Here is a 21,240-nt window from a genome sequence, read left to right as displayed (position 1 = left end):
CGCTTAATTACTGATCGCCAGAATGCTCGCCTGATAAGCCCCGACAAACACATCGAAATCGCCGACTTCGTTCTGTTCCAGCTCCACCTGCTGAGCCAGCGACGAACGTGCCAGCTCTTCAAATCTAGCCTGTTCTTCGCCCGAAAGCGGCTCGCTACGGAAAAATTCCGCATGCACCTGACTCTGACGCAAGGAGAACTGAGCAAAGCTTTCCTTGTGCTCGGCCATCGCCGCCAACACCTGAGCCGATGGCGTCAGGGATGAGTCATTGACCTTGGCCAGTTGTGCGTCCAGTGCTTTGCTGTGGGCTTCGCCGCCATGGCTTTGATCCAGCAGCGCCGCCAATGGCGCAATCTTTTCCAGCAATTCGCCGGCCCATTCCTTCATGTCTACCGGGTGCCCGTCGCGTTGCAATTGCAGGCCCGGACGACGACCTTCCTTGACCACGCTGAGGAAGTTAGATGTCGCGTTGCCGCAAGACGTACTGGTCAGCAGCGGGCTGTCATTCAGCGCGCAGTACAGCAGGAACGCGTCGAGGAACCGCGACTCGGTGAGGTCGATGCCCATCGGCAGGAACGGGTTGATGTCCAGGCAGCGTACTTCAACGTACTGAATGCCACGGGCCACCAGCGCCTGAATCGGCCGCTCACCGGTGTAGGTCACGCGTTTCGGGCGGATGTTGGAGTAGTACTCGTTTTCGATCTGCAGGATGTTGGTGTTGAGCTGAACCCACTCACCGTCCTGGTGCGTACCGATCTCGACGTACGGCGGGTAAGGCGTAGCCACCGCTTTGCGCAGACTGTCGGTGTAGCTGGTCAGATCGTTGTAGCACGGCGTCAAACCGGCCTGGGCGTTGCTCTGGTAACCCAGATCGCTCATGCGCAGGCTGGTGGCGTACGGCAGGTACAAGGTGTCCGGGTCCAGCTGTTCCAGTTGATGCGAGCGACCGCGCAGGAAACCGGCGTCCAGCGCCGGCGAGGCGCCGAACAAGTACATCAGCAGCCAGCTGTAGCGACGGAAGTTGCGGATCAGCGCGATGTAGGCCGACGACTGATAATCGCGATCGGTGCCGACAAAGCCTTCGGCCTCTTTAAGCAGCGGCCAGAGCTTTTCCGGCAGGGAAAAGTTGTAGTGAATCCCGGCGATGCACTGCATGGTCTTGCCATAACGCAGGGCCAGGCCCTTGCGATAGACGTACTTGAGCTGACCGATGTTGGAGGTGCCGTAATAAGCGATCGGGATGTCTTCCTCGGCCGGCAACGGGCACGGCATCGATGGACTCCACAGGTACTCGCTACCGAGCTTGCTGTAGGCAAACCGATGGATCTTATCGAGGCTCGCCAAGGTATCCGCCGGGTCTGGCAGGGCCGGCGTGATGAATTCCAGCAGCGACTCGGAATAGTCGGTGGTGATTTGTTCGTTGGTCAGCGCGGAACCCAATGCTTCGGGGTGCGGCGTTTGCGCCAGGCGCCCTTCGCCTGTCACGCGCAGGCATTCACGTTCGATGCCGTGAAGGCACTGTTCGAGCAGAGAGAGGTTAGCGCGCTCGCCAAGCAGAGCCAGGCGGCGGTTGAGAAGTTCGCTCAAGTTGGATTCCTTCACGCGTCAGTCGCCCCAATATGGGGGTGGGCAAGACGGTCTACAAGGGTGAAGTTAAAACTGGCGTTTTCGCCTGGTTTTTTCGAGCCGCACAGGCCTGATGCCGGTCAGTCAGGAATTGCACAATCCCTGTGGGAGCGAGCCTGCTCGCGATGGGGGACTGTCAGTCAACATTTAGGTCGTCTGACACACCGCCATTGCGAGCAGGCTCGCTCCCACAGGTTTTCATTGCGCTGAAATTAACTCAAATTGATGACGAGTAGCTACAGGACAGCGAACGTGCCTTGTGCTTTTGCGACGAGTTTGTCGCCTTGCATCACGTCGGCTTCGACCACCAGCGTGCGGCGGCCCGGGTGGAGCACCCGTGCCGTGCACATCACTTCACCGTCGGCGACGGCGCGGATGTAGTTGATCTTGCACTCGATAGTTGCGCTCTGCTGGTCAAAGCCGTGGGTGCTGGAACAGGCCAGCCCCATGGCAATGTCCACCAGACTGAACAAAGCGCCGCCGTGCAGTTTGCCGCCGCGATTGCGCAGTTCTGGCTCAAGCGCCAGGGCGACTTGCGCCACCCCGGTTTCCAGACTGTGCAAGCGACATCCCAGCAGCTTGAAAAACGCACTTTCGGTCAAGCCGGCCGGGATCTCCATCAGCGTTTTTTCAACTGTTTGGCGTTAGCGAACAGCGAGGCCATGGCGTTGTTGGCCGGGGCTGCTGCCGTGGTTTCCTTGCGCGGTGCGGTGTTCTGGGATTGGCGTGGTGCCGAACCCGGACGTGCGCCACGGGCACCGTCGATCTTCTCGCCCGGGGTGTCGCTCATGCGCATCGACAGGCCAACGCGTTTGCGCGGGATGTCGACTTCCATGACCTTCACCTTGACCACATCACCGGCCTTCACCGCTTCGCGCGGATCCTTGATGAACTTCTCCGACAGCGCGGAAATGTGCACCAAACCGTCCTGATGCACGCCGATGTCGACGAACGCGCCGAAGTTGGTCACGTTGGTCACCACGCCTTCGAGGATCATCCCCAGCTGCAAGTCTTTGAGGTCTTCGACGCCTTCCTGGAACTCGGCGGTCTTGAACTCGGGACGCGGGTCGCGACCGGGTTTTTCCAGCTCTTGCAGGATGTCGGTGACCGTTGGCAGACCGAATGTTTCGTCGGTGTACTTCTTCGGATCGAGGCGTTTGAGGAAGCTCGCGTCGCCGATCAGCGAGCGAATATCGCGGTCGGTTTCAGCGGCAATTCGCTGCACCAACGGATAGGCTTCCGGGTGAACCGCGGACGAATCCAGTGGGTTGTCGCCGTTCATCACGCGCAGGAAGCCCGCCGCCTGTTCGAAGGTTTTCTCACCCAATCGTGCGACTTTCTTCAGCGCCGCGCGGGTTTTGAACGCACCGTGCTCGTCGCGGTGGCTGACGATGTTCTGCGCCAGGGTCGCGTTGAGGCCGGAGATACGGGCCAGCAGCGCCACGGAGGCGGTGTTGACGTCGACGCCCACGGCGTTCACGCAGTCCTCGACCACCGCATCCAGGCCACGCGCCAGTTTCAGCTGCGACACGTCGTGCTGGTACTGGCCGACGCCGATGGATTTCGGATCGATCTTCACCAGCTCAGCCAGCGGATCCTGCAAGCGACGGGCAATCGACACTGCGCCACGGATCGATACGTCGAGGTCCGGGAATTCCTTGGAGGCCAGTTCCGACGCCGAGTACACCGATGCACCCGCCTCGGAGACCATGACTTTGGTCATCTTCATGGCTGGGTATTTTTTGATCAGCTCAGCAGCGAGCTTATCGGTTTCACGGCTGGCGGTGCCGTTGCCGATGGCGATCAAGTCCACCGAATGCTTGGCGCACAGGGCGGCGAGCACGGCGAGGGTCTGGTCCCACTTGTTGTGCGGTACGTGCGGGTAAACCGTGGCGTGATCCAGCAGCTTGCCGGTGGCATCGACCACGGCAACCTTGCAACCGGTGCGCAGACCCGGGTCGAGGCCAAGGGTGGCGCGCGGGCCGGCCGGGGCCGACAGCAGCAAGTCGTGCAGGTTGTGCGCGAACACGTTGATCGCTTCGGTTTCCGCGCCGTCGCGCAGCTCGCCCAGCAGGTCGGTTTCCAGGTGGGTGTAGAGCTTGACCTTCCAGGTCCAGCGCACCACTTCGCCCAGCCATTTGTCGGCGGCACGGTTCTGGTTCTGGATGCCGAATTGCTGGCCGATCATGCCTTCGCACGGGTGCATGGTGCCCGGCAGTTCGTCGCCGACTTTCAATGCAGAGCTGAGAATGCCTTCGTTGCGGCCACGGAAAATCGCCAGCGCGCGGTGCGATGGCATGCTTTTCAGCGGTTCGTCGTGTTCGAAGTAGTCGCGGAACTTGGCGCCTTCCTCTTCCTTGCCGGCGATCACGCGGGCACTGAGGGTGGCTTCCTGCTTGAGATAGTTGCGCAACTTGTCCAGCAGGCCAGCGTCTTCGGCGAAGCGCTCCATGAGGATGTACTTGGCGCCTTCAAGGGCGGCTTTCACATCGGCCACGCCTTTTTCGGCGTCGATGAAGCGCGCGGCTTCGGTTTCCGGGGCCAGCGAGGGGTCGTTGAACAGGCCGTCGGCCAACTCGCCGAGGCCGGCTTCCAGGGCGATCTGGCCCTTGGTGCGGCGCTTCTGCTTGTACGGCAGGTACAAGTCTTCGAGACGGGTCTTGGTGTCGGCGAGTTTGATGTCGCGTTCGAGTTGCGGGGTCAGTTTGCCCTGTTCTTGAATGCTGGCGAGGATGCTGATCCGCCGTTCGTCGAGTTCTCGCAGGTAGCGCAGACGCTCTTCCAGATGACGCAACTGGATGTCATCGAGGCTGCCGGTCACTTCTTTCCGGTAGCGGGCGATGAAGGGAACGGTAGATCCTTCATCTAGTAGCGCGACGGCCGCTTCGACCTGTTGTGGGCGTACACCGAGTTCCTCGGCGATGCGGCTGTTGATGCTGTCCATAAAACCACCTGACAAATTGTGAAAGCAGGCTCGCAGGCGCAGAGATAAGGGCTCGGCGAGTCTGGTTGAGCGGCCTGGCGTGCGCCGCTACCTGAGCCAACAGGCTTCCCGTTGACCCGTGAAATCGAACAATTACTGCCAGCGCCATGAAAAAAAGCGGCTGTTTACAGTAACGATCAGACGTTGCCTGACACAAAAGGCCGCGCATTATAACCAGCGTTTTGTCCATTCGGGGGCATCGCGGGTTGTAGGCACAATGCCCGGTTTTCTGGCGGTGAAGGAAAAATCTGCTAACAATGCACACGGTGCGTATAACGGCAGCTACGCCATAATGCGCGCCGAGATCAAAGGAGCATCCAATGAGCAGCACTGCAAACAATGCTGAAGGCGAAAAAATTCTTATTGTTGACGACGATCCTGGGCTGAGCAGCCTGCTGGAACGCTTTTTCGTCAGCAAGGGCTACCGTGCCCGCGCCGTACCGAACACTGAACAAATGGACCGCCTGCTGGCGCGTGAAGTGTTCAATCTGATCGTCCTCGACCTGATGCTGCCCGGCGAAGACGGCCTGACCGCTTGCCGCCGCCTGCGCACGGCGAACAATCAGATTCCAATCATCATGCTGACCGCCAAGGGCGATGAGCTTAGCCGCATCAAGGGCCTCGAACTAGGCTCCGACGATTACCTGGCCAAGCCGTTCAACCCGGACGAGCTGATGGCGCGGGTCAAGGCCGTTCTGCGTCGTCAGGCAACCCCGGTGCCAGGCGCCCCGGGTAGCGAAGACGAAAGCGTGACCTTCGGTGACTATGAACTGTCCCTGGCCACCCGCGAACTCAAGCGCGGTGACGAAGTGCACATGCTCACCACCGGTGAGTTCGCGGTGCTCAAGGCGTTGGTCATGAACGCGCGTCAGCCACTGACCCGCGACAAACTGATGAACCTGGCCCGTGGCCGCGAATGGGATGCCCTGGAGCGTTCCATCGACGTGCAGATCTCCCGTCTGCGCCGGATGATCGAGCCCGATCCGTCCAAACCACGCTACATCCAGACCGTCTGGGGCGTGGGTTATGTGTTCGTTCCGGATGGCGCCGCCACGAAGTGATTGGTGATTTGTAGGAGCGGGTCTTGCGGGCAAGGGGCCAGATGACCTTTCCCGCAGACCCGCGATCCGCAATATGCGAGCATGCTCGCTCCTGCAAGTGTGTAGCGGTTACTCATGAAAACCCCTGTTTGGTTCCCCCAGAGCTTCTTCTCCCGCACCCTGTGGCTGGTGTTGATCGTCGTCCTGTTCTCCAAGGCGCTGACCCTGGTTTATCTGTTGATGAACGAAGATGTGCTGGTGGATCGCCAATACAGCCACGGCGTCGCCCTGACGCTACGCGCCTATTGGGCTGCCGACGAAGAAAATCGCACTAAAATCGCCGATGCCGCGACCCTGATCCGGGTGGTGGGCGCTGGTGTGCCGGAAGGCGAGCAACACTGGCCCTACAGCGAGATTTATCAACGACAAATGCAGGCCGAACTGGGTGCCGACACCGAAGTGCGATTACGCATGCACTCACCGCCGGCGCTGTGGGTCCGGGCGCCCAGCCTGGGCGATGGCTGGCTGAAAGTGCCGCTGTACCCGCACCCATTGCGCGGCCAGAAAATCTGGAACGTGCTCGGCTGGTTCCTCGCCATTGGCCTGCTGTCCACCGCCTCGGCGTGGATCTTCGTCAGCCAGCTCAATCAACCGCTGAAACGTCTGGTTTATGCCGCGAGACAACTCGGTCAGGGTCGCAGCGTGCGCCTGCCGATCAGCGATACACCGAGCGAGATGACTGAGGTTTATCGCGCCTTCAACCAAATGGCTGAAGACGTTGAACAGGCGGGGCGCGAACGCGAACTGATGCTGGCCGGTGTGTCCCACGACCTGCGCACGCCGCTGACCCGTTTGCGGCTGTCCCTGGAGCTGATGGGCGCCCACAGTGACCTGACGGACGACATGATCCGCGACATCGAAGACATGGACGCGATTCTGGATCAGTTCCTGGCATTCATTCGTGATGGACGTGACGAGTCGGTGGAGGAAGTGGACCTGAGCGAGCTGGTTCGCGAAGTTGCCGCGCCGTACAACCAGAACGAAGAGAAAGTGCACTTGCGCCTGGAACCGATCCAGCCGTTCCCGCTGCGTCGGGTATCGATGAAGCGGCTGTTGAACAACCTGATCGGTAATGCCTTGCATCACGCCGGCAGTGGAGTGGAAGTGGCGGCCTATGTATCCGGGGATACCAGTGCGCCGTATGTGGTACTGAGCGTCATGGACCGTGGCGCGGGAATCGACCCGTCGGAGCTGGAGGCGATCTTCAACCCGTTCACCCGTGGCGATCGGGCCCGGGGTGGAAAGGGAACCGGATTGGGGTTGGCAATCGTGAAGCGGATCGCTTCGATGCATGGCGGGAATGTCGAATTGCGCAACCGCTCCGGCGGGGGGCTGGAAGCGCGGGTGCGGTTGCCGCTGGGGTTGATGTTGCCAAGGGATGCGGTTTAACGGCTGAAAAGATCGCAGCCTCGCTCCGCTCGACAGCTCCTACAGGAGAATGCGATCCCCTGTAGGAGCTGTCGAGCGAAGCGAGGCTGCGATCTTTTCGCTTCAACCTTTCCCTTTGGTCCGAGTCATATTCGGCCCGCCATTTTTCTCCAGATGCTCGATGATGATCCCCGCCACGTTCTTCCCGGTGGTGGTTTCAATCCCTTCCAGCCCCGGCGACGAGTTCACTTCCATCACCAGCGGCCCGTGATTGGAGCGCAGGATATCCACCCCCGCCACCGCCAACCCCATGACCTTCGCTGCACGCAATGCGGTCATGCGTTCTTCCGGCGTGATCTTGATCAGGCTCGCACTGCCGCCGCGATGCAGGTTGGAGCGAAACTCCCCCGGTTTGGCCTGGCGTTTCATCGCCGCGATTACCTTGTCGCCGACGACAAAACACCGAATGTCCGCGCCGCCGGCTTCCTTGATGTATTCCTGAACCATGATGTTCTGCTTCAGGCCCATGAACGCCTCGATCACCGACTCCGCCGCCGTCGCAGTTTCACACAGCACCACACCGATGCCCTGAGTGCCTTCCAGCACCTTGATCACCAGCGGCGCGCCGTTGACCATCTCGATCAAGTCGGGAATGTCATCCGGGGAGTGGGCAAAACCGGTGACCGGCAAACCGATTCCCCGGCGCGACAGCAATTGCAGCGAACGCAGTTTGTCCCGCGAACGGGCGATGGCTACCGATTCGTTGAGCGGAAACACGCCCATCATTTCGAACTGACGCAACACCGCGCAGCCATAAAACGTTACCGATGCGCCGATCCGCGGGATCACTGCATCGAAACCCTCGAGCGGTTTGCCACGGTAGTGGATCTGCGGCTTGTGGCTGGCAATGTTCATGTAGGCGCGCAGGGTGTCGATCACCACCATTTCATGGCCACGCTCCATACCGGCTTCGACCAGACGACGGGTGGAATACAGACGCGGGTTCCGCGACAGCACAGCGATCTTCATGCAACACCTGTGGAGAAGGTAGATACCGGGAACACCGGCTTGTCTTGTACATACTTAATGCCCGGATTGACCACCAACTGGCCGTCGATCAGGGCTTTGGAACCGAGTAACAGGCGATAACGCATGGACTTGCGGCAGGCGAGGGTGAACTCGACCCGCCAGACCCGATCACCGAGGGCCAGGGTGGTGCTGACCACATAGCGCATCTGCGCATGGCCATTAGAGCTTTTAATGGTTTTCCTCGTTACCAGCGGGGCTTCGCAGCGTCGGTGACGCAGCTGCACTACCGTGCCCAGGTGCGCGGTGAAGCGCACCCACTGTTCCCCATCGCGCTCGAACGGCTCGATGTCGGTGGCGTGCAGGCTGGAGGTGCTGGCGCCGGTGTCGATTTTTGCCCGAAGGCCAGCGACTCCCAAATCCGGAAGCGCCACCCACTCGCGCAGACCGATAACGGTCAAATGGTCAAATGTCTTCAAAAGTGCTCAACCGGCAAAAACCGCTCAGACCGCGTGCGGCCGAATTCGCGGTATTCACGCAGAATAATGGGTAAAAGGCGACAGATATCTACTGCCCGGATTTCCATCCCTCAACGTGCGGGGGAATGCCTGCATTCTAATCCACAGTGTGAGGATTCATGGCACGACAGAAACGGTAGTACAGTTCATCGATATTTCAGAATGAGGTCATCCAATGGCACAAAAAAGCGAAGAGGACGACAAGGTCCGTCTCGATAAATGGTTGTGGGCCGCGCGTTTTTATAAAACACGTGCCTTGGCCAAGGCCGCGATTGAGAGTGGCAAGGTGCATTGCCGGGGCGAGCGCTGCAAGCCAGGCAAGGAGCCGAGGGTCGGCGATGAGTTTCAGATTCGCACCGGCTTCGAGGAGCGCACCGTGGTAGTCCAGGCGCTGTCGAGCGTGCGCCGTGGCGCGCCGGAGGCTCAGGCCCTGTATGCCGAAACCGAAGCCAGCATCGCCAAACGCGAAGCGGCTGCGGCCATGCGCAAGGCTGGGTCATTGGGCGTGAGCACCGATGGCAAGCCAAGTAAGAAGCAGCGCCGGGATCTGTTCAAGTTTCGCGGCAACAGCAACGACGAGTAGTGACGGCCGTCGGGCACAGACTTGCAATCGCGCACCTGTGTAGCCATATGGGTGTTCTCGACGCGGCAAAATGAAAACGCCGTTCGTCGAAAACCGAGGTTTGACCTTGCTTGGAACAATCCCGGATTGTTCATAAAATGCCCTTACGGCTGAACTTTGCCCGCCGCAAACGGCGGATGACGCGATTTTTCTTTTTTGTCACCCTTTCAGATACCCAGACCTATGACCAATCTATCGGATAACGACTACACCCAACGCTTCATCTTCGATGACAGCGACACCCGCGGCGAGCTGGTTGGGTTGGAGCGTAGCTATGCCGAAGTCCTCGCCAAACACGCCTATCCGGAGCCAGTCGCGCAACTGCTGGGCGAACTGATGGCGGCGGCAGCGTTACTGGTTGGCACCTTGAAGTTCGATGGCTTGCTGATTCTGCAGGCCCGTTCCGAAGGCCCGGTGCCTTTGCTGATGATCGAATGCTCCAGCGAGCGCGAAATCCGTGGCCTGGCGCGTTACGAAGCCGACCAGATTGCCCCCGATGCGACCCTCGCCGACCTGATGCCCAATGGTGTGCTGGCGCTGACCGTCGACCCGACTCAGGGTCAGCGTTACCAAGGCATCGTCGACCTCGACGGCGAAACCCTGTCGGAGTGCTTCACTAACTACTTCGTCATGTCTCAGCAGGTCGGCACGCGTTTCTGGCTCTACGCCGATGGCCGCCGAGCCCGTGGCCTGTTGCTGCAGCAATTGCCTGCCGACCGTCTGAAAGACGAAGAAGAACGCGCCGCCAGTTGGCAGCACATCACTGCCCTGGCCAGTACCCTGACGGCGGATGAATTGTTGAGCCTGGACAATGAAACCGTGCTCCATCGCCTCTATCATGAAGAACAAGTGCGCCTGTTTGACGTGCAGAACCTGCGCTTCCATTGCAGCTGCTCTCGGGAACGCTCGGGCAATGCGCTGGTCAGTTTGGGTCTGGATGATGCCCAGGCACTGGTCGTCGAACATGGTGGCGCTGTCGAGATCGATTGTCAGTTTTGCAACGAACGCTACCTGTTCGACGCGGCCGATATCACCCAATTGTTTGCGGGTGCCGGGGTCGATACGCCGTCAGATACCCGCCACTAAAACGTTTCAGTGCAGGTAAATTCACTGCTAAGCGCCGGAATAACGCCGTTCTGACGGGAGGGCCCTACACTTTTTGGGCTTTTCTGGCATAATCCGGCCCACTTTTTTCGCGGTAGTAGTGCACGACTTTCTACTACAAAACGTTTGGAGCACTCGGCCACTGGCCGACGGGGAACCTCATGACGCAAGCCAATAACGCCGTGTACACCGATCTGAGTGTTGATGATCTGGTTAAAGAAGCCCTGAATCGCGGTGAAGGCGAGCTTGCCGATACCGGCGCGCTGGTTGTTCGCACCGGTCACCGTACCGGCCGTTCGCCAGTCGATCGTTTCATCGTTGAAGAGCCGACCACCCAGGACGCCATCGCCTGGGGCCCGATCAACCGCAAGTTCCCGGCCGACAAGTTCGATGCCCTGTGGGCTCGCGTCGAGGCCTTCAACAACGCGCAAGAGCATTTCGTTTCCCACGTGCATGTAGGCGCTGCCGAAGAGCACTACCTGGCCGTGAAGATGACCACCCAGACTGCCTGGCAGAACCTGTTCGGTCGTTGCCTGTTCATCAACCCGGCCCAGTACAACCCGGCTGGCCGTGAAGAGTGGCAAGTTCTCAACGTCGCCAACTTCGAATGCGTGCCAGAGCGTGACGGCACCAACTCCGACGGTTGCGTGATCCTCAACTTCGCACAGAAAAAAGTGCTGATCGCCGGCATGCGTTACGCCGGTGAAATGAAGAAAGCCATGTTCTCGGTGCAGAACTTCCTGCTGCCTGCCGCCGATGTGCTGCCAATGCACTGTGCTGCCAACATCGGTGAAGCAGGCGACGTGACCCTGTTTTTCGGCCTGTCCGGCACCGGCAAAACCACCCTGTCCGCCGATGAAAGCCGTTACCTGATCGGTGACGACGAACACGGCTGGGGCGAGGGTGTGGTGTTCAACATCGAAGGCGGTTGCTATGCCAAGTGCATCGACCTGTCCGAGAAGAACGAACCGGTCATCTGGAAAGCCATCAAGCACGGCGCCGTACTGGAAAACGTCGTACTCGACCCGGTCACCAAGAAAGCCGACTACGCCGACGGCAGCCTGACCCAGAACAGCCGCGCCGCCTACCCGCTGGAGCACGTCGAAAAGCGTTCCGAGAAGAACCTCGGCGGCGAGCCAAACGCGGTGATCTTCCTGACCTGCGACCTGACCGGCGTCCTGCCGCCAGTCTCGATCCTCAGCGAAGAACAAGCGGCCTACCACTTCCTGTCCGGCTACACCGCACTGGTGGGCTCGACCGAAATGGGTTCCGGCAGCGGCATCAAATCGACCTTCTCCACCTGCTTCGGCGCACCATTCTTCCCGCGCCCGGCCGGCGTATACGCAGAACTGCTGATCAAACGCATCCGCGGCTTCGGCTCCAAGGTCTACCTGGTCAACACCGGCTGGACCGGCGGCGGCTACGGCGTTGGCAAACGCTTCAACATCCCGACCACTCGTGGCGTAATTGCAGCGATCCAGAGCGGCGCGTTGATCGGTGCTGAGACTGAGCACCTGGACACCATCAACCTGGACGTGCCGTTGGCTGTGCCGGGCGTTGAGACTGGCCTGTTGAACCCGCGTAATACCTGGGCTGACAAGACTGCTTATGATGAGGCTGCGAAGGCGTTGGCTGGGTTGTTTGTTGAGAACTTTAAAAAGTTTGAAGTGAGCGACGCGATCAAGGCTGCTGGGCCGAAGTTATAAGAATCGGTAGTGGTTTGAGGTAAGAGAAAGCCGCCTGAGTAGGGCGGCTTTTTTGTGGGCGCGATTCAGTTCCCTTGAAGCAGAACTGGCAATCTTCCCTGCGTCGTAGTTGGCGCGTTGAGGCTAATTACCCGAAAGCCGAAACGCTGGGGCCATGTTGTCTCTCTCTCTCTTCGAAAGCCCCAAGGCACTGGCCACCGTTGACCATTGGCTGACAGCTTCCTGAAAGTTTTCGATAATTTCGTCTGTGTCCTTACGGCTGACACGGAAGTACTCTGCTACTTCGCGAGCGAGCTCAAGATCCAAGGCGTTGTCTGAATCGGTGATGTTGAGTTTCAATCCATCAGCATGTGGTACCGGGTTCATGTCATAGGCTTCAGACAGGCGCCATCCTCGACCAGGATCAAGGATAAAACCATGATTGCGCAGGTGGTCGTCGGTGTTGGAAACCAGGATGTTGAACACGATACGAGACCACAACTCGCGAAGATCCGCGTAAGTTTCTGAGCCGTGCTTTATGAGCACTTCAGCCAATTCCAGGTAGCTGGCACCTGCCGATGCATCGTCACCGTCGACCCTGTCTGTCATGGTCATGGCTGAGGCGAAGTGCAGTCGACCACCATTTTTTGTTCGGTCGAAGCGCTTAACCATGAAGCAGTGATGATCGCTCGCGAAGCGTTGCGCCACACCATTCGCTACCCGCAGTCCGCAGCTATCTGCCAAGGCATTCACCACCAGTTCCCAACCACCGACGTCATAGTCATCGCGAGTGCTTGGAAATTTAGCGATCCACAAATGACCAGCTTCGTCAGCGACACTGGCCTTAGGCCTGGCTCCGCCCAATGAGCCACCTGGTGCAATCAACATTCTCAGCCATTCGCGTCCATCGGGAGCGGTGTTGTCCTCATCGCGCTCCAAGGCGCGACTTGCCTGCTCCAAGGCGCGTAACTCGACGAAGGGCGGAGCAGCCAACCCATCGCGATCATCCAGAAAATTGCCTTGGTCATTGAGTTTGTAGCGGATCGCCCCGACCCGGTAGCGGTCATGAACACCCAGAAGAAAATCGGACTCGTACAGTTTGGTTCCGTCAGGCGCCAAGCCCTCGCGGATATCTCGCTCCAGCCGGCGCTTCATCAGCAACTGACCCCACCGATCAGGGCTTGAGTCAGCAAATATGCCAAACCGGCTTTGATGTTGACCTGGGTACTGACGACCTTCAAAAAGTCCGATACGGGGATCAAGCGAAATGAAATTTAACGCCGGATCGGCCAGTGCGGCAGAGTCGTACTCAAACTCAAATATGTTTGCGGAGCGGGTTTTCCTTACGTGCAGGAACCCAAGTCGTCTTGGACCGTTCAAGGTTTCCCAGTCGGCATACACAGCGATTAATGTCATTTCTCACCTTCCGTAGGCTTGTTCTTTTTCTTGATCACCAAGCGGGATAACGAGTGGGTGCTGAAAGGGAAATCAGGAAGAGGATTTGATTCGGGACCAGATTTTTCAATGAGTTGATCCCTCTTTTCGTCAACGGGAGGCGGCGTTCGGGTCGCAGCAATGCTTCGTGCACTTCGGCGCTTCTTGACTGAGAGTTTTGCTCCGGGGGTTAACTGAGCATCTTGAAGTTGTCGCCCTAACTCATCCGCTGCGGCGAGCTTGCTCAAGTCCTTTTCCAGCCCCAGCACCTGCATCACCGCCAAATAGGCGCCCATCGTCACTCCCGATCCACCGGACTCTAGAGAGCGCAGTGTCGTCAGCGACATGCCAGCCCTCTCGGCTACTTGTTTGGCTGTCAGCTTTCGGCGCAGTCGAGCGAGTTTCAGTCGCTCGCCAAACTCGGAAAGCAGCTTGGACGCGGCGGGCAAGAGTGGTGCTGTTTTCTTAGCCATATGCCATTATTCCTTCATTTTTAAGCCTAAACTGCCAGAATAATAGCACTTAATGGGTTGGCTGCTTCACGGTCTTACAGGGTTACGGGATCGACCTATCTAGGGTTGCCATTCCTTGTCTATGCAGATGATCGATCATCAAAACTGCCATTATTCCAGTCGAAATATGCCTAAACAGCCAGAATAATGCCACTCATCTTGAGGCTGGCGTTGGTTGCGGCGGGTGGAGTATCGATATGCGCGTTACAGGTCCTCCAATCTTTGTGTCTCCCACCGTTGCACCTTGATCGCTTGGTAAAGCATGCCAATGGTCAGCGGAATTTTGTCGCCGCGTCCTTTCGCCCTGCGTTTGAGGAACACATCAAACCCTTCCGGCTGAAAGTACCGATACGCGTCGTAATCAACGAAGTCGATCCCAAACTGTTCTTCCAGCGCTTCCATCAAATGCCGTGCATCAGCGCCATCACAGCCCAGGTCAAAGTTGATCGAGGTGGTGAGGCTGATGATTTTGCGTTCGGGCAGGCCGAGTTCTTCGTGCAGCAGCTGCATGAGCAGGTGCATGGCGTGGTCATCGGGGAAGTTGGGGGCGAGGTTCATGGTGCATCTTCCGTTGGGTGTATATCGATGAGGATTAAGCCCGACTTTGCGGCGAGTCGGGGTCGTCAATCGGCACTGTGAACTTGGTCAGAGTCAGATCGGTAGCCTTACGAATTTCTTGGACTTGCAACGCATCAACATGGAATTCGCGGGAAGGCTCTCGCTCACCGCGTAAGATTTCGTTCATTTGTTGCATGCTTTCCATTAGCTCATCAGAAAACTTGCTCATGATTATCTCCAGTGTTCGATGACGGCTTTCGGCGCTCGGTATCCCAAGAGCCGAACGCGGAGCGTCCGTAGAGGCATTCCCACGCAGAGCGTGGGAACGATCTTCACTCTGCGTCAGGCCGGTGCTTTCCAATTCATCATGCGTTGTTGGGCGACTTTCAGCAGGTCGCAGCCGTCCTGGGTAAGCAGGTAGAGCGCATGGGTGATGTGGGGAATGTCTTCGATGTCGCCGTGTTTGAAGCAAACGCAGTGCAGGGTTTTGAGGAGATCACTGGAGGCTCGGATTCGCTGGAGGGCGGCTTCGAGGATGTCTTGGGGATTGGCCTCTGTGTCGATGATCAGGAGCGGGGTGTCGGTTAGGTTGGTTTTTAGCGGGCGGTAGCGTTCTGTTGTGAACTGATTCCAGCTATTCATTTTAATTATCTCTGAATGTATCGGAAGAACCGCCAACACCGTGACCAAGCGGTGGAGGCGGACTGTGTTCAGGTTGGTCAAACCGGCAGAGATAACCCGGTACGCCGAGGCGTCCCAAACACAGCCGCCATAAAGCGTGCCGACAAAAAAAGATGTCGGCAGCATACAAGGGCATGCGTCAGTTATCTCTGATTTTCGGGTGACCAAGCCCGAGCCGCTGATTTGGCAGCGACAGTCACGACTATAGATTTGAGCTACGGAGCGGCGATAGTCGACAAGGAGCCTTCTGTTGTAGGAACGGGATGAAGCTTTGATAGGCCGTTGCTACCGATCTGCCGACCGCTTCAACAAGTCACGTTTTTTCGCCATCAGACGCCTGACTTCTTCGTCCGGAATACTCGGTCGAGGATCATCGATGCTGGCCTGTACCTGCTGGATGAACCATGCCTCGTAGGCCGCATTATCGATTTGCGTCTCAGAGTCGTTGTCGCGCGTTTTGTCCGTCATTCAACTTCACCTCTATATCAGTTTTTAGAAATCCCGCGCCCATCACGGAATGCGTTTACCTTGCGCCGCCCACCCGATCAACAAATATGCTGATACGCCGCAACATCCAGCACGCTAGTCGTCAGCCCGGTCGCCGGCGTATAGATCGTGCCTTTCACCGCCGAGAAGTTGACTCCTTTGCTGCCGAGCGAAACAAAGCGTTCGCCTTGATCCAGCTCGGTGAAGTAGGTGTAGGAATATTTGTGCATCAGCCGGTACTTCGCTTCGTTGTCGACCATGGCTTTGCCGAGGTTCTCCAGATCGGCACGGGTTAAGTTCAAAGATTTGTCCAGTTGCACGCCCCAACGCTTGAGGCAAACTTCGGCAAAGTGGCGGACGAACCGGCCTGGTTCGGCCAGGGTTTTCGGGCCGTTGACGCCGTCGGGGGAAGCATTGCCGGCCAGGGTGGCGTGACGGCCGGGTATGGGGTAAATGTGAGTTTTGGTGCCGGTGGCGGTTTGCGGAATAACGCAGCTGAAACCTTTCGAGCGTTCGTCCCGGGCATAGAAACCTACATACTCTTTGACGTTGGCGCCGAGTTTGACTTTGTCATCCTGAAAGTTGCCAATGCCAGGCACCGGATCAATCGCAAAGATATTAACCGGAATGTTTTTAAGCGCGCTGTCCTTGAACATGGCGTTGGCCAGCATGTGGCAACTAATGCCGCCGCGGCTCCAGCCCACCAGGTTGACTTGGGTGGGCATAACACCGTCCTTGCGGAAGGTTTTGATGATCTGTTCTTGCAACGCCTGCTGGGTCACGCTGCGATCACCATAGTTGTATTTGCGCCAGAACCACGAGCCTGCAACTTGCACGTCTTCGATGGGGATCCCTGCCGCTTTGAGGCGGTTATATTCCTCTTCGGTCAGTTGCTCGCGCTGCCAGCTGCACTGGCCTTTGATGATATTCATCGCATGCTGGACGTTTTGCTCCCAGCCTTTGCCGAACAGTGTGCCGCTGAGGCCGTAGTCCTCGGACTTGGTAAAGAGGTCATCGGCTTGCAGGTTACCGCTGCCGGGGCCGTCGACCACGATCCATTCGGCGAACTCCCTGCCGAGATGGTGGGATGCGAGTGTCGACACCAGTTCGCCGTCCCAATAATTTGCATTAGTGTCGTCGAATTTAGTTGAGCCAGTGCCACAGAAAAAAATAGTTAATACAGTCATTTGTGTTGCTCTTGTTTTATGTAAGAGCTGGCACGTTAGTTTGTGTCGTTTGAAGAGTGAAGTGATTAGTTGTTGCTGGTTTTGTAAGATATATTAGTTGCTAGTATTTTACTTGATTCGCTGTTTGGCGACTTCAAGAAGTTCGCAACCATCTTGGGTCAGCAAGTAAAGTGCGTTGACGATGTTGGGAATGTCTTTCACGTCGGCCTGTTTGAAGCACAAGCAATAGAGCGTTTCGAGCAGGTCGCTGGCGGCGCGGATGCGTTGCTGGGCGGCATCAAGAATCTCGTGAGGATTGGCTTCGGTGTCGATGACCAACACGGGGGTATCGCTGTAGCTGGTTTTGAGCGGGCGATAGCGGTCTGTTAACGATTGGAACGTGTTCATCGAGGTCAGTCCTGTGGGAAGTCGTGCAGTCTCGCTGGCAGGCCGACACAGTGTTTTCAGCCGCGTCGAAAACTATAGAGGGCTGCGGCGAGGCATCGCAAGGTGGCGCAAATGGACAGGTTTTGTAGGGGATTTACCGTCGATGTCACCCTTTGCCTACGCTCACCCCGAGTATTTTTTAAGCTTTTCCCTAGAGGTCGATATTCCTACGGGATTGTCAGGCTTAACGCATCAAAGCTCTGTAGGGTGCGCGCCAGAATTTGTAGGACGTTTCGAAGCGTCTGAGTCGAACGATCATCCTCTCGACCTATCCGCTGTATCATCCAGTATCGTTTTGCCCCCGACCTTCTCTCGACTCGCTGCGTTTGCCGGCTAGGCTTTGGGCTTCGCAGCGGTCAACGGAGTGACAGCTTATGCACAACACCCTGGAACAGGTTTTCGGTTATCCACAGTTTCGGCCCGGCCAGGAGGCGGCGGTCAGTGCTGTGCTGGCCGGGCGTTCGGCGGCGGCGATTTTCCCGACCGGTTCGGGCAAGTCTCTTTGCTATCAATTGCCGGCCGTGTTGCTGCCGCACCTGACATTGGTTGTGTCGCCCCTGTTGGCGCTAATGCAGGATCAGTTGGCGTTCTTGCAGCGCCACGGCATAGCGGCGGGCAGTATCGATTCGGCCCAGAGCCGCGATGACGCCAGCGATGTGATGGCCCGGGCAAAGTCCGGGGAATTGAAGATTCTGATGATTTCCGTGGAGCGCCTGAAAAACGAGCGCTTCCGCCATTTTTTGCAGCAAGTGCCCATCTCGCTGCTGGTGGTGGACGAGGCCCACTGTATCTCTGAGTGGGGTCACAACTTCCGCCCCGATTACCTCAAGCTGCCGGACTACCAGCGTCAGTTCAACATCCCTCAGGCCCTGCTGCTGACCGCCACCGCGACACCCAAGGTGATCGCCGACATGGAGGCCAAATTCGCCATCGCGCCCGAGGATGTGGTGACCACCGGATTTTACCGGCCCAACCTCAACCTGTTGGTAGAACCGGTACGCGGCCCGGACAAGCGACGACGCCTTGTCGAGTGGATGAGCCAGCGTCCCGGCCAGCCGAGTATCGTCTACGTCACCTTGCAGAAAACCGCCGAGCACATCGCCGAACATCTGGGGCGGAACGGCATCCAGGCCGAGGCCTATCACGCCGGTTTACCCCATGAGCAACGGGAAGGAATACAGAAACGGTTCATGGGTGGGCAGTCCAATTGCATCGTCGCCACCATTGCGTTCGGCATGGGCATCGACAAGAGCGATATCCGCAACGTGGTGCATTTCGACCTGCCAAAATCCATCGAAAACTACAGCCAGGAAATCGGTCGCGCCGGGCGTGACGGTCAGCCGTCTGATTGCCTGGTGCTGGCCAACCGCGACAGCCTCAACGTGCTGGAGAACTTCGTCTACGGCGATACGCCGGAACGGGACGGCATTCGTTGCGTGCTCGACGAATTACAAGCCGCTGTGCCCGAGGGGCAGTGGGAGTTTCTGCTGGGGCCGCTGGCCGATCAGAGCAACATTCGCCAGTTACCGCTCAAGACCTTGCTGGTACAGCTGGAGCTGCGCGCAATAATCGCACCGCGTTATGCCTATTACGCTGAATACCGCTTCAAGTATTTGCAGGAGCCCGAGGCTTTGCTGGCCCGATTTGAAGGTGAACGAAAGGACTTCGTCTCGGCGATCATCCAGACCTCCAGCCGCGCACGGACGTGGGCCACGGTGAATTTCGATGCGCTATATGAGCAGTATTCCGCCGAGCGCAGTCGGGTGGTCAAGGCGCTGGATTACTTCCAGGAGAAGGGCTGGGTCGAGGTCGAAAGCAAGCAGATGACCGAGGTTTACAGCTTGCTGCAAGCGGACTTTGATTCCCAAACCCTGAGCGCTGAATTGCACGCCTACTTTACCCAACACGAGCGCACTGAGATCGCACGGATTCACGCCATGCTCGATCTGTTCGCTACCGACGAATGCCTCGGTTATCGCCTGGCCGAGTACTTCGGCGACGAAAACGCGCCCCGTCAGTGTGGGCATTGCTCCGTGTGTCACGGTCAGGTGGCGCGATTGCCGGCACCACCGGAATTGCCGGCGCTTGTGGATAAAAATTTCGAGGCGCTGTGTGGTGATTTTATCCACAGGCACGAGCAGCACACGGGGAGTGCTCCATCGGCGGAGCGCGTGACGAGGTTTCTGTGCGGGATCAGCGTGCCGCTGTTTACCAAGCTCAAGGCGCGGTCGATTTCGGGGTTTGCGGCGTTGGAGGATTATCCGTATAGCGACGTGCGCGACTGGGCTCAAGCGCACCTGCCAAGCTGAAACAGGGCCTCTTACAGAGGCCGTTCAAACGTCTTCAGAAGACTCACCGTAAGCATCGGCCAATAGCGCCTGAGCTTCTTGCTCTAGAAAGTCGAAAACATCTTCCTGAATCAATCCTTGGTATTGTTTGCGTCGGCCTTTGGACACGATGCCGTTTTGATCCAGGCACTGCATGACTAGCCTGGACAATAGATTGCCTCGAACGTCGTAGTTTTCGTTTACAACCTTCACAAGAGTATCGAATCGCTGAAGAAAATCGGTTTCCTCTCTCAGCTCCACCTCGAGGGCTCGTTTGGCCATTTCCATCGTGAACGCTACGCAATCAGTGGCATCCCAATAGCGATAGATACTGGGATCGCCGATGAAGTTGAAGCTCATTGTTTCCGCATCGATCCAGCGAACATCCCAAAACTCACGGGCTGGCTTTGAGAAAGACTGTAGTGCTTCCAGATAGTGTTGTTCTTCACGCTTCATAGCGACCGAAACAGGTAGCAAGAGGCCGTTTTCGAGAGCACCGCTTCGGCACAGAGCCAGGTGGATCAAGAAGCGCGAAAGGCGGCCATTGCCATCCATGAAGGGGTGCAGAAAGACGAAGCCAAAAGACGCGATGCCTGCGGCGACCAATGGGTCGAGTTGCTCTGGTGCTCTGTTGGCGAAGGTCATCAACTCTTCCATCAACTCACGGCAGAGCTCGGGGTCTGGCGGCACGTAGGTCACGCCAGCAGCACCGCGAAATGAATTACTCAGGTGGTTTTGTTCGTGTCGGAATGCTGCCGCACGATCAAAGGGGTTGGAAATCGCGCTGTTCTGCAACGCGACGAGATAATCTTCCGTAAGTGGCTGGCGCTCATGTGCCTGGCGGAGCAGTTGCACAAATCGTTGCGCTTTTTGCTCACTGGGGGCTTCCTTCTCGATTGCGAACGAGTTTTCAGTTTCGCTCAGATACGCCCAATTGATCGTCCGATCCATCATCTCTTTTGGAAGGGAGCCAATAAAGGCTTTTGATCGGCCAAGAATGTCATAGTTGAGTAGGGTCTGGATCTCCGCGGTGCGTTCGACTGTTGCGCAATATCGAAGTGTGCCAAGCCCATTGAAGTCGACTCGCCAGCGCGAGTTTCGGACTGATGGCCCGGTTATGTAATTGTCCGGGTCAAATAGAAAAGTAGCGGTGCCGCGAGGGTTGTCGGGATAGTTCAGGTGCTGGTCAGTGAAAAATTCCCAGAGGAAGCAAATTTTGCGCAGGTAAGCGCTACTGGGAGCCTCGGTTATAGCGTCGACCAATATTTGTCCATCAATGCGGGGGAGTGCCTGAGCAAGAATGGCGAGATTGACGCCCTCATGCTTTAGCGCAAACAAGATATGTGCGAGGTAGTCTTCTTGCGCAGGCGCAACGCTCTGCGGGACGGACAATGCACCACCGATTTTCTCCAGGCGGGTGACTGGCTGGGTGAGCGCTGGCCGTTTCACCTCGATAGCTTTTAGATCCAGCGCGTCAATCAAATGGGCATAGCCCACTCTGTTTCCCATCGCAGTTCCCCTATGTGGGTAAGATTTTTTTTACCACACCAAGATTTTTTTTAAAATCATCAAATCAGATAAGAAAATTTTAACCTGA

Annotated in this window: 20 protein-coding genes and 1 pseudogene; 7 read left to right on the top strand and 14 right to left on the bottom strand. The window is 57.6% G+C overall.

Going from position 1 to position 21,240, the window contains the following annotated elements; all coding sequences use genetic code 11:
- Positions 1 to 3 precede the first annotated feature (3 nt).
- The 3 genes from gshA to NHU87_RS08010 all read right to left on the bottom strand — a co-directional run bounded on the left by gshA (position 4) and on the right by NHU87_RS08010 (position 4,570).
- On the bottom strand, positions 4 to 1,587 hold the full coding sequence (gene gshA, locus NHU87_RS08020) for a glutamate--cysteine ligase (protein WP_253547211.1): 1,584 nt from the start codon (positions 1,585 to 1,587) through the stop codon (positions 4 to 6).
- A 275-nt stretch (positions 1,588 to 1,862) separates the two neighbouring features.
- The gene (locus NHU87_RS08015) at positions 1,863 to 2,246 is read right to left on the bottom strand and encodes a PaaI family thioesterase (protein WP_253547209.1); all 384 of its coding nucleotides are present in this window, start codon (positions 2,244 to 2,246) and stop codon (positions 1,863 to 1,865) included.
- The gene (locus NHU87_RS08010) at positions 2,246 to 4,570 is read right to left on the bottom strand and encodes a Tex family protein (protein WP_253547207.1); all 2,325 of its coding nucleotides are present in this window, start codon (positions 4,568 to 4,570) and stop codon (positions 2,246 to 2,248) included. Before NHU87_RS08010 ends, NHU87_RS08015 begins: the two co-directional genes overlap by 1 nt.
- 118 nt (positions 4,571 to 4,688) lie before the next feature.
- On the opposite strand from NHU87_RS08010, the gene NHU87_RS08005 reads away from it, so the two are divergent.
- The 3 genes from NHU87_RS08005 to NHU87_RS07995 all read left to right on the top strand — a co-directional run bounded on the left by NHU87_RS08005 (position 4,689) and on the right by NHU87_RS07995 (position 7,098).
- Positions 4,689 to 4,955, top strand: coding sequence for a hypothetical protein (locus NHU87_RS08005; protein WP_253547205.1), 267 nt, complete (start codon positions 4,689 to 4,691; stop codon positions 4,953 to 4,955).
- On the top strand, positions 4,930 to 5,670 hold the full coding sequence (gene ompR, locus NHU87_RS08000) for an osmolarity response regulator transcription factor OmpR (RefSeq protein ID WP_253547203.1): 741 nt from the start codon (positions 4,930 to 4,932) through the stop codon (positions 5,668 to 5,670). Before NHU87_RS08005 ends, ompR begins: the two co-directional genes overlap by 26 nt.
- Positions 5,671 to 5,784: 114 nt before the next feature.
- Entirely contained in the window at positions 5,785 to 7,098 is a 1,314-nt protein-coding gene (locus tag NHU87_RS07995) for an ATP-binding protein (RefSeq protein ID WP_253547201.1), read from the top strand.
- Positions 7,099 to 7,200: 102 nt separating this feature from the next.
- On the opposite strand, the gene rimK is transcribed toward NHU87_RS07995, so the two are convergent.
- Positions 7,201 to 8,106 (bottom strand): 30S ribosomal protein S6--L-glutamate ligase, encoded by a 906-nt coding sequence (gene rimK, locus NHU87_RS07990; RefSeq protein ID WP_008005189.1) that lies wholly within the window; start codon positions 8,104 to 8,106, stop codon positions 7,201 to 7,203.
- Positions 8,103 to 8,564, bottom strand: a complete 462-nt coding sequence (locus NHU87_RS07985; RefSeq protein WP_173667533.1) for an ATP-dependent zinc protease family protein — start codon at positions 8,562 to 8,564, stop codon at positions 8,103 to 8,105. Before NHU87_RS07985 ends, rimK begins: the two co-directional genes overlap by 4 nt.
- A gap of 232 nt (positions 8,565 to 8,796) precedes the next feature.
- On the opposite strand from NHU87_RS07985, the gene NHU87_RS07980 reads away from it, so the two are divergent.
- The 3 genes from NHU87_RS07980 to NHU87_RS07970 all read left to right on the top strand — a co-directional run bounded on the left by NHU87_RS07980 (position 8,797) and on the right by NHU87_RS07970 (position 12,053).
- Positions 8,797 to 9,204 carry an RNA-binding S4 domain-containing protein gene (locus NHU87_RS07980; protein ID WP_253547199.1) on the top strand — a complete coding sequence of 136 codons (408 nt, stop codon included), beginning with the start codon at positions 8,797 to 8,799 and terminating at the stop codon, positions 9,202 to 9,204.
- A gap of 222 nt (positions 9,205 to 9,426) precedes the next feature.
- Positions 9,427 to 10,329 carry an Hsp33 family molecular chaperone HslO gene (gene hslO / locus NHU87_RS07975; RefSeq protein ID WP_253547197.1) on the top strand — a complete coding sequence of 301 codons (903 nt, stop codon included), beginning with the start codon at positions 9,427 to 9,429 and terminating at the stop codon, positions 10,327 to 10,329.
- 179 nt (positions 10,330 to 10,508) lie between these two features.
- The gene (locus NHU87_RS07970) at positions 10,509 to 12,053 is read left to right on the top strand and encodes a phosphoenolpyruvate carboxykinase (RefSeq protein ID WP_253547195.1); all 1,545 of its coding nucleotides are present in this window, start codon (positions 10,509 to 10,511) and stop codon (positions 12,051 to 12,053) included.
- 123 nt (positions 12,054 to 12,176) lie between these two features.
- Here NHU87_RS07970 and NHU87_RS07965 read toward each other — a convergent pair whose 3' ends face one another.
- From NHU87_RS07965 to NHU87_RS07930, 8 genes and pseudogenes are all read right to left on the bottom strand, one after another.
- Positions 12,177 to 13,448: a type II toxin-antitoxin system HipA family toxin gene (locus NHU87_RS07965; RefSeq protein ID WP_253547193.1), complete on the bottom strand. Its 1,272-nt coding sequence runs from the start codon at positions 13,446 to 13,448 to the stop codon at positions 12,177 to 12,179.
- Complete coding sequence (locus tag NHU87_RS07960; protein WP_253547191.1) at positions 13,445 to 13,939, bottom strand: helix-turn-helix domain-containing protein; 495 nt, start codon at positions 13,937 to 13,939, stop codon at positions 13,445 to 13,447. Before NHU87_RS07960 ends, NHU87_RS07965 begins: the two co-directional genes overlap by 4 nt.
- Positions 13,940 to 14,182: 243 nt before the next feature.
- Positions 14,183 to 14,536, bottom strand: coding sequence for a DUF1493 family protein (locus tag NHU87_RS07955; RefSeq protein ID WP_253547189.1), 354 nt, complete (start codon positions 14,534 to 14,536; stop codon positions 14,183 to 14,185).
- 64 nt (positions 14,537 to 14,600) lie between these two features.
- A pseudogene (locus NHU87_RS07950) lies at positions 14,601 to 14,765 on the bottom strand (transcriptional regulator); the annotation flags it as partial.
- 113 nt (positions 14,766 to 14,878) lie between these two features.
- Positions 14,879 to 15,178, bottom strand: coding sequence for a hypothetical protein (locus tag NHU87_RS07945; protein ID WP_253547388.1), 300 nt, complete (start codon positions 15,176 to 15,178; stop codon positions 14,879 to 14,881).
- Positions 15,179 to 15,502: 324 nt separating this feature from the next.
- Positions 15,503 to 15,685 carry an antitoxin PaaA2 family protein gene (locus tag NHU87_RS07940; protein ID WP_253547187.1) on the bottom strand — a complete coding sequence of 61 codons (183 nt, stop codon included), beginning with the start codon at positions 15,683 to 15,685 and terminating at the stop codon, positions 15,503 to 15,505.
- A 77-nt stretch (positions 15,686 to 15,762) separates the two neighbouring features.
- Positions 15,763 to 16,890 (bottom strand): hypothetical protein, encoded by a 1,128-nt coding sequence (locus NHU87_RS07935; RefSeq protein WP_253547185.1) that lies wholly within the window; start codon positions 16,888 to 16,890, stop codon positions 15,763 to 15,765.
- 108 nt (positions 16,891 to 16,998) lie between these two features.
- A complete protein-coding gene (locus NHU87_RS07930) occupies positions 16,999 to 17,277 on the bottom strand; it encodes a hypothetical protein (protein WP_253547183.1) in 279 nt (92 codons plus the stop codon).
- Positions 17,278 to 17,690: 413 nt separating this feature from the next.
- Between NHU87_RS07930 and NHU87_RS07925 the strand changes: the two genes are divergently transcribed.
- Positions 17,691 to 19,625 (top strand): RecQ family ATP-dependent DNA helicase, encoded by a 1,935-nt coding sequence (locus tag NHU87_RS07925; protein WP_253547181.1) that lies wholly within the window; start codon positions 17,691 to 17,693, stop codon positions 19,623 to 19,625.
- A gap of 24 nt (positions 19,626 to 19,649) precedes the next feature.
- Here NHU87_RS07925 and NHU87_RS07920 read toward each other — a convergent pair whose 3' ends face one another.
- Entirely contained in the window at positions 19,650 to 21,152 is a 1,503-nt protein-coding gene (locus NHU87_RS07920) for a Fic family protein (protein WP_253547179.1), read from the bottom strand.
- Between the last annotated feature and the right edge of the window lie 88 nt (positions 21,153 to 21,240).

This window comes from Pseudomonas mandelii, assembly GCF_024138395.1.
Classification (GTDB): Bacteria; Pseudomonadota; Gammaproteobacteria; order Pseudomonadales; family Pseudomonadaceae; genus Aquipseudomonas; species Aquipseudomonas mandelii_E.
Note: the sequence above shows the minus strand (reverse complement) of the source record. Positions and strands in the feature narration are given on the sequence as shown.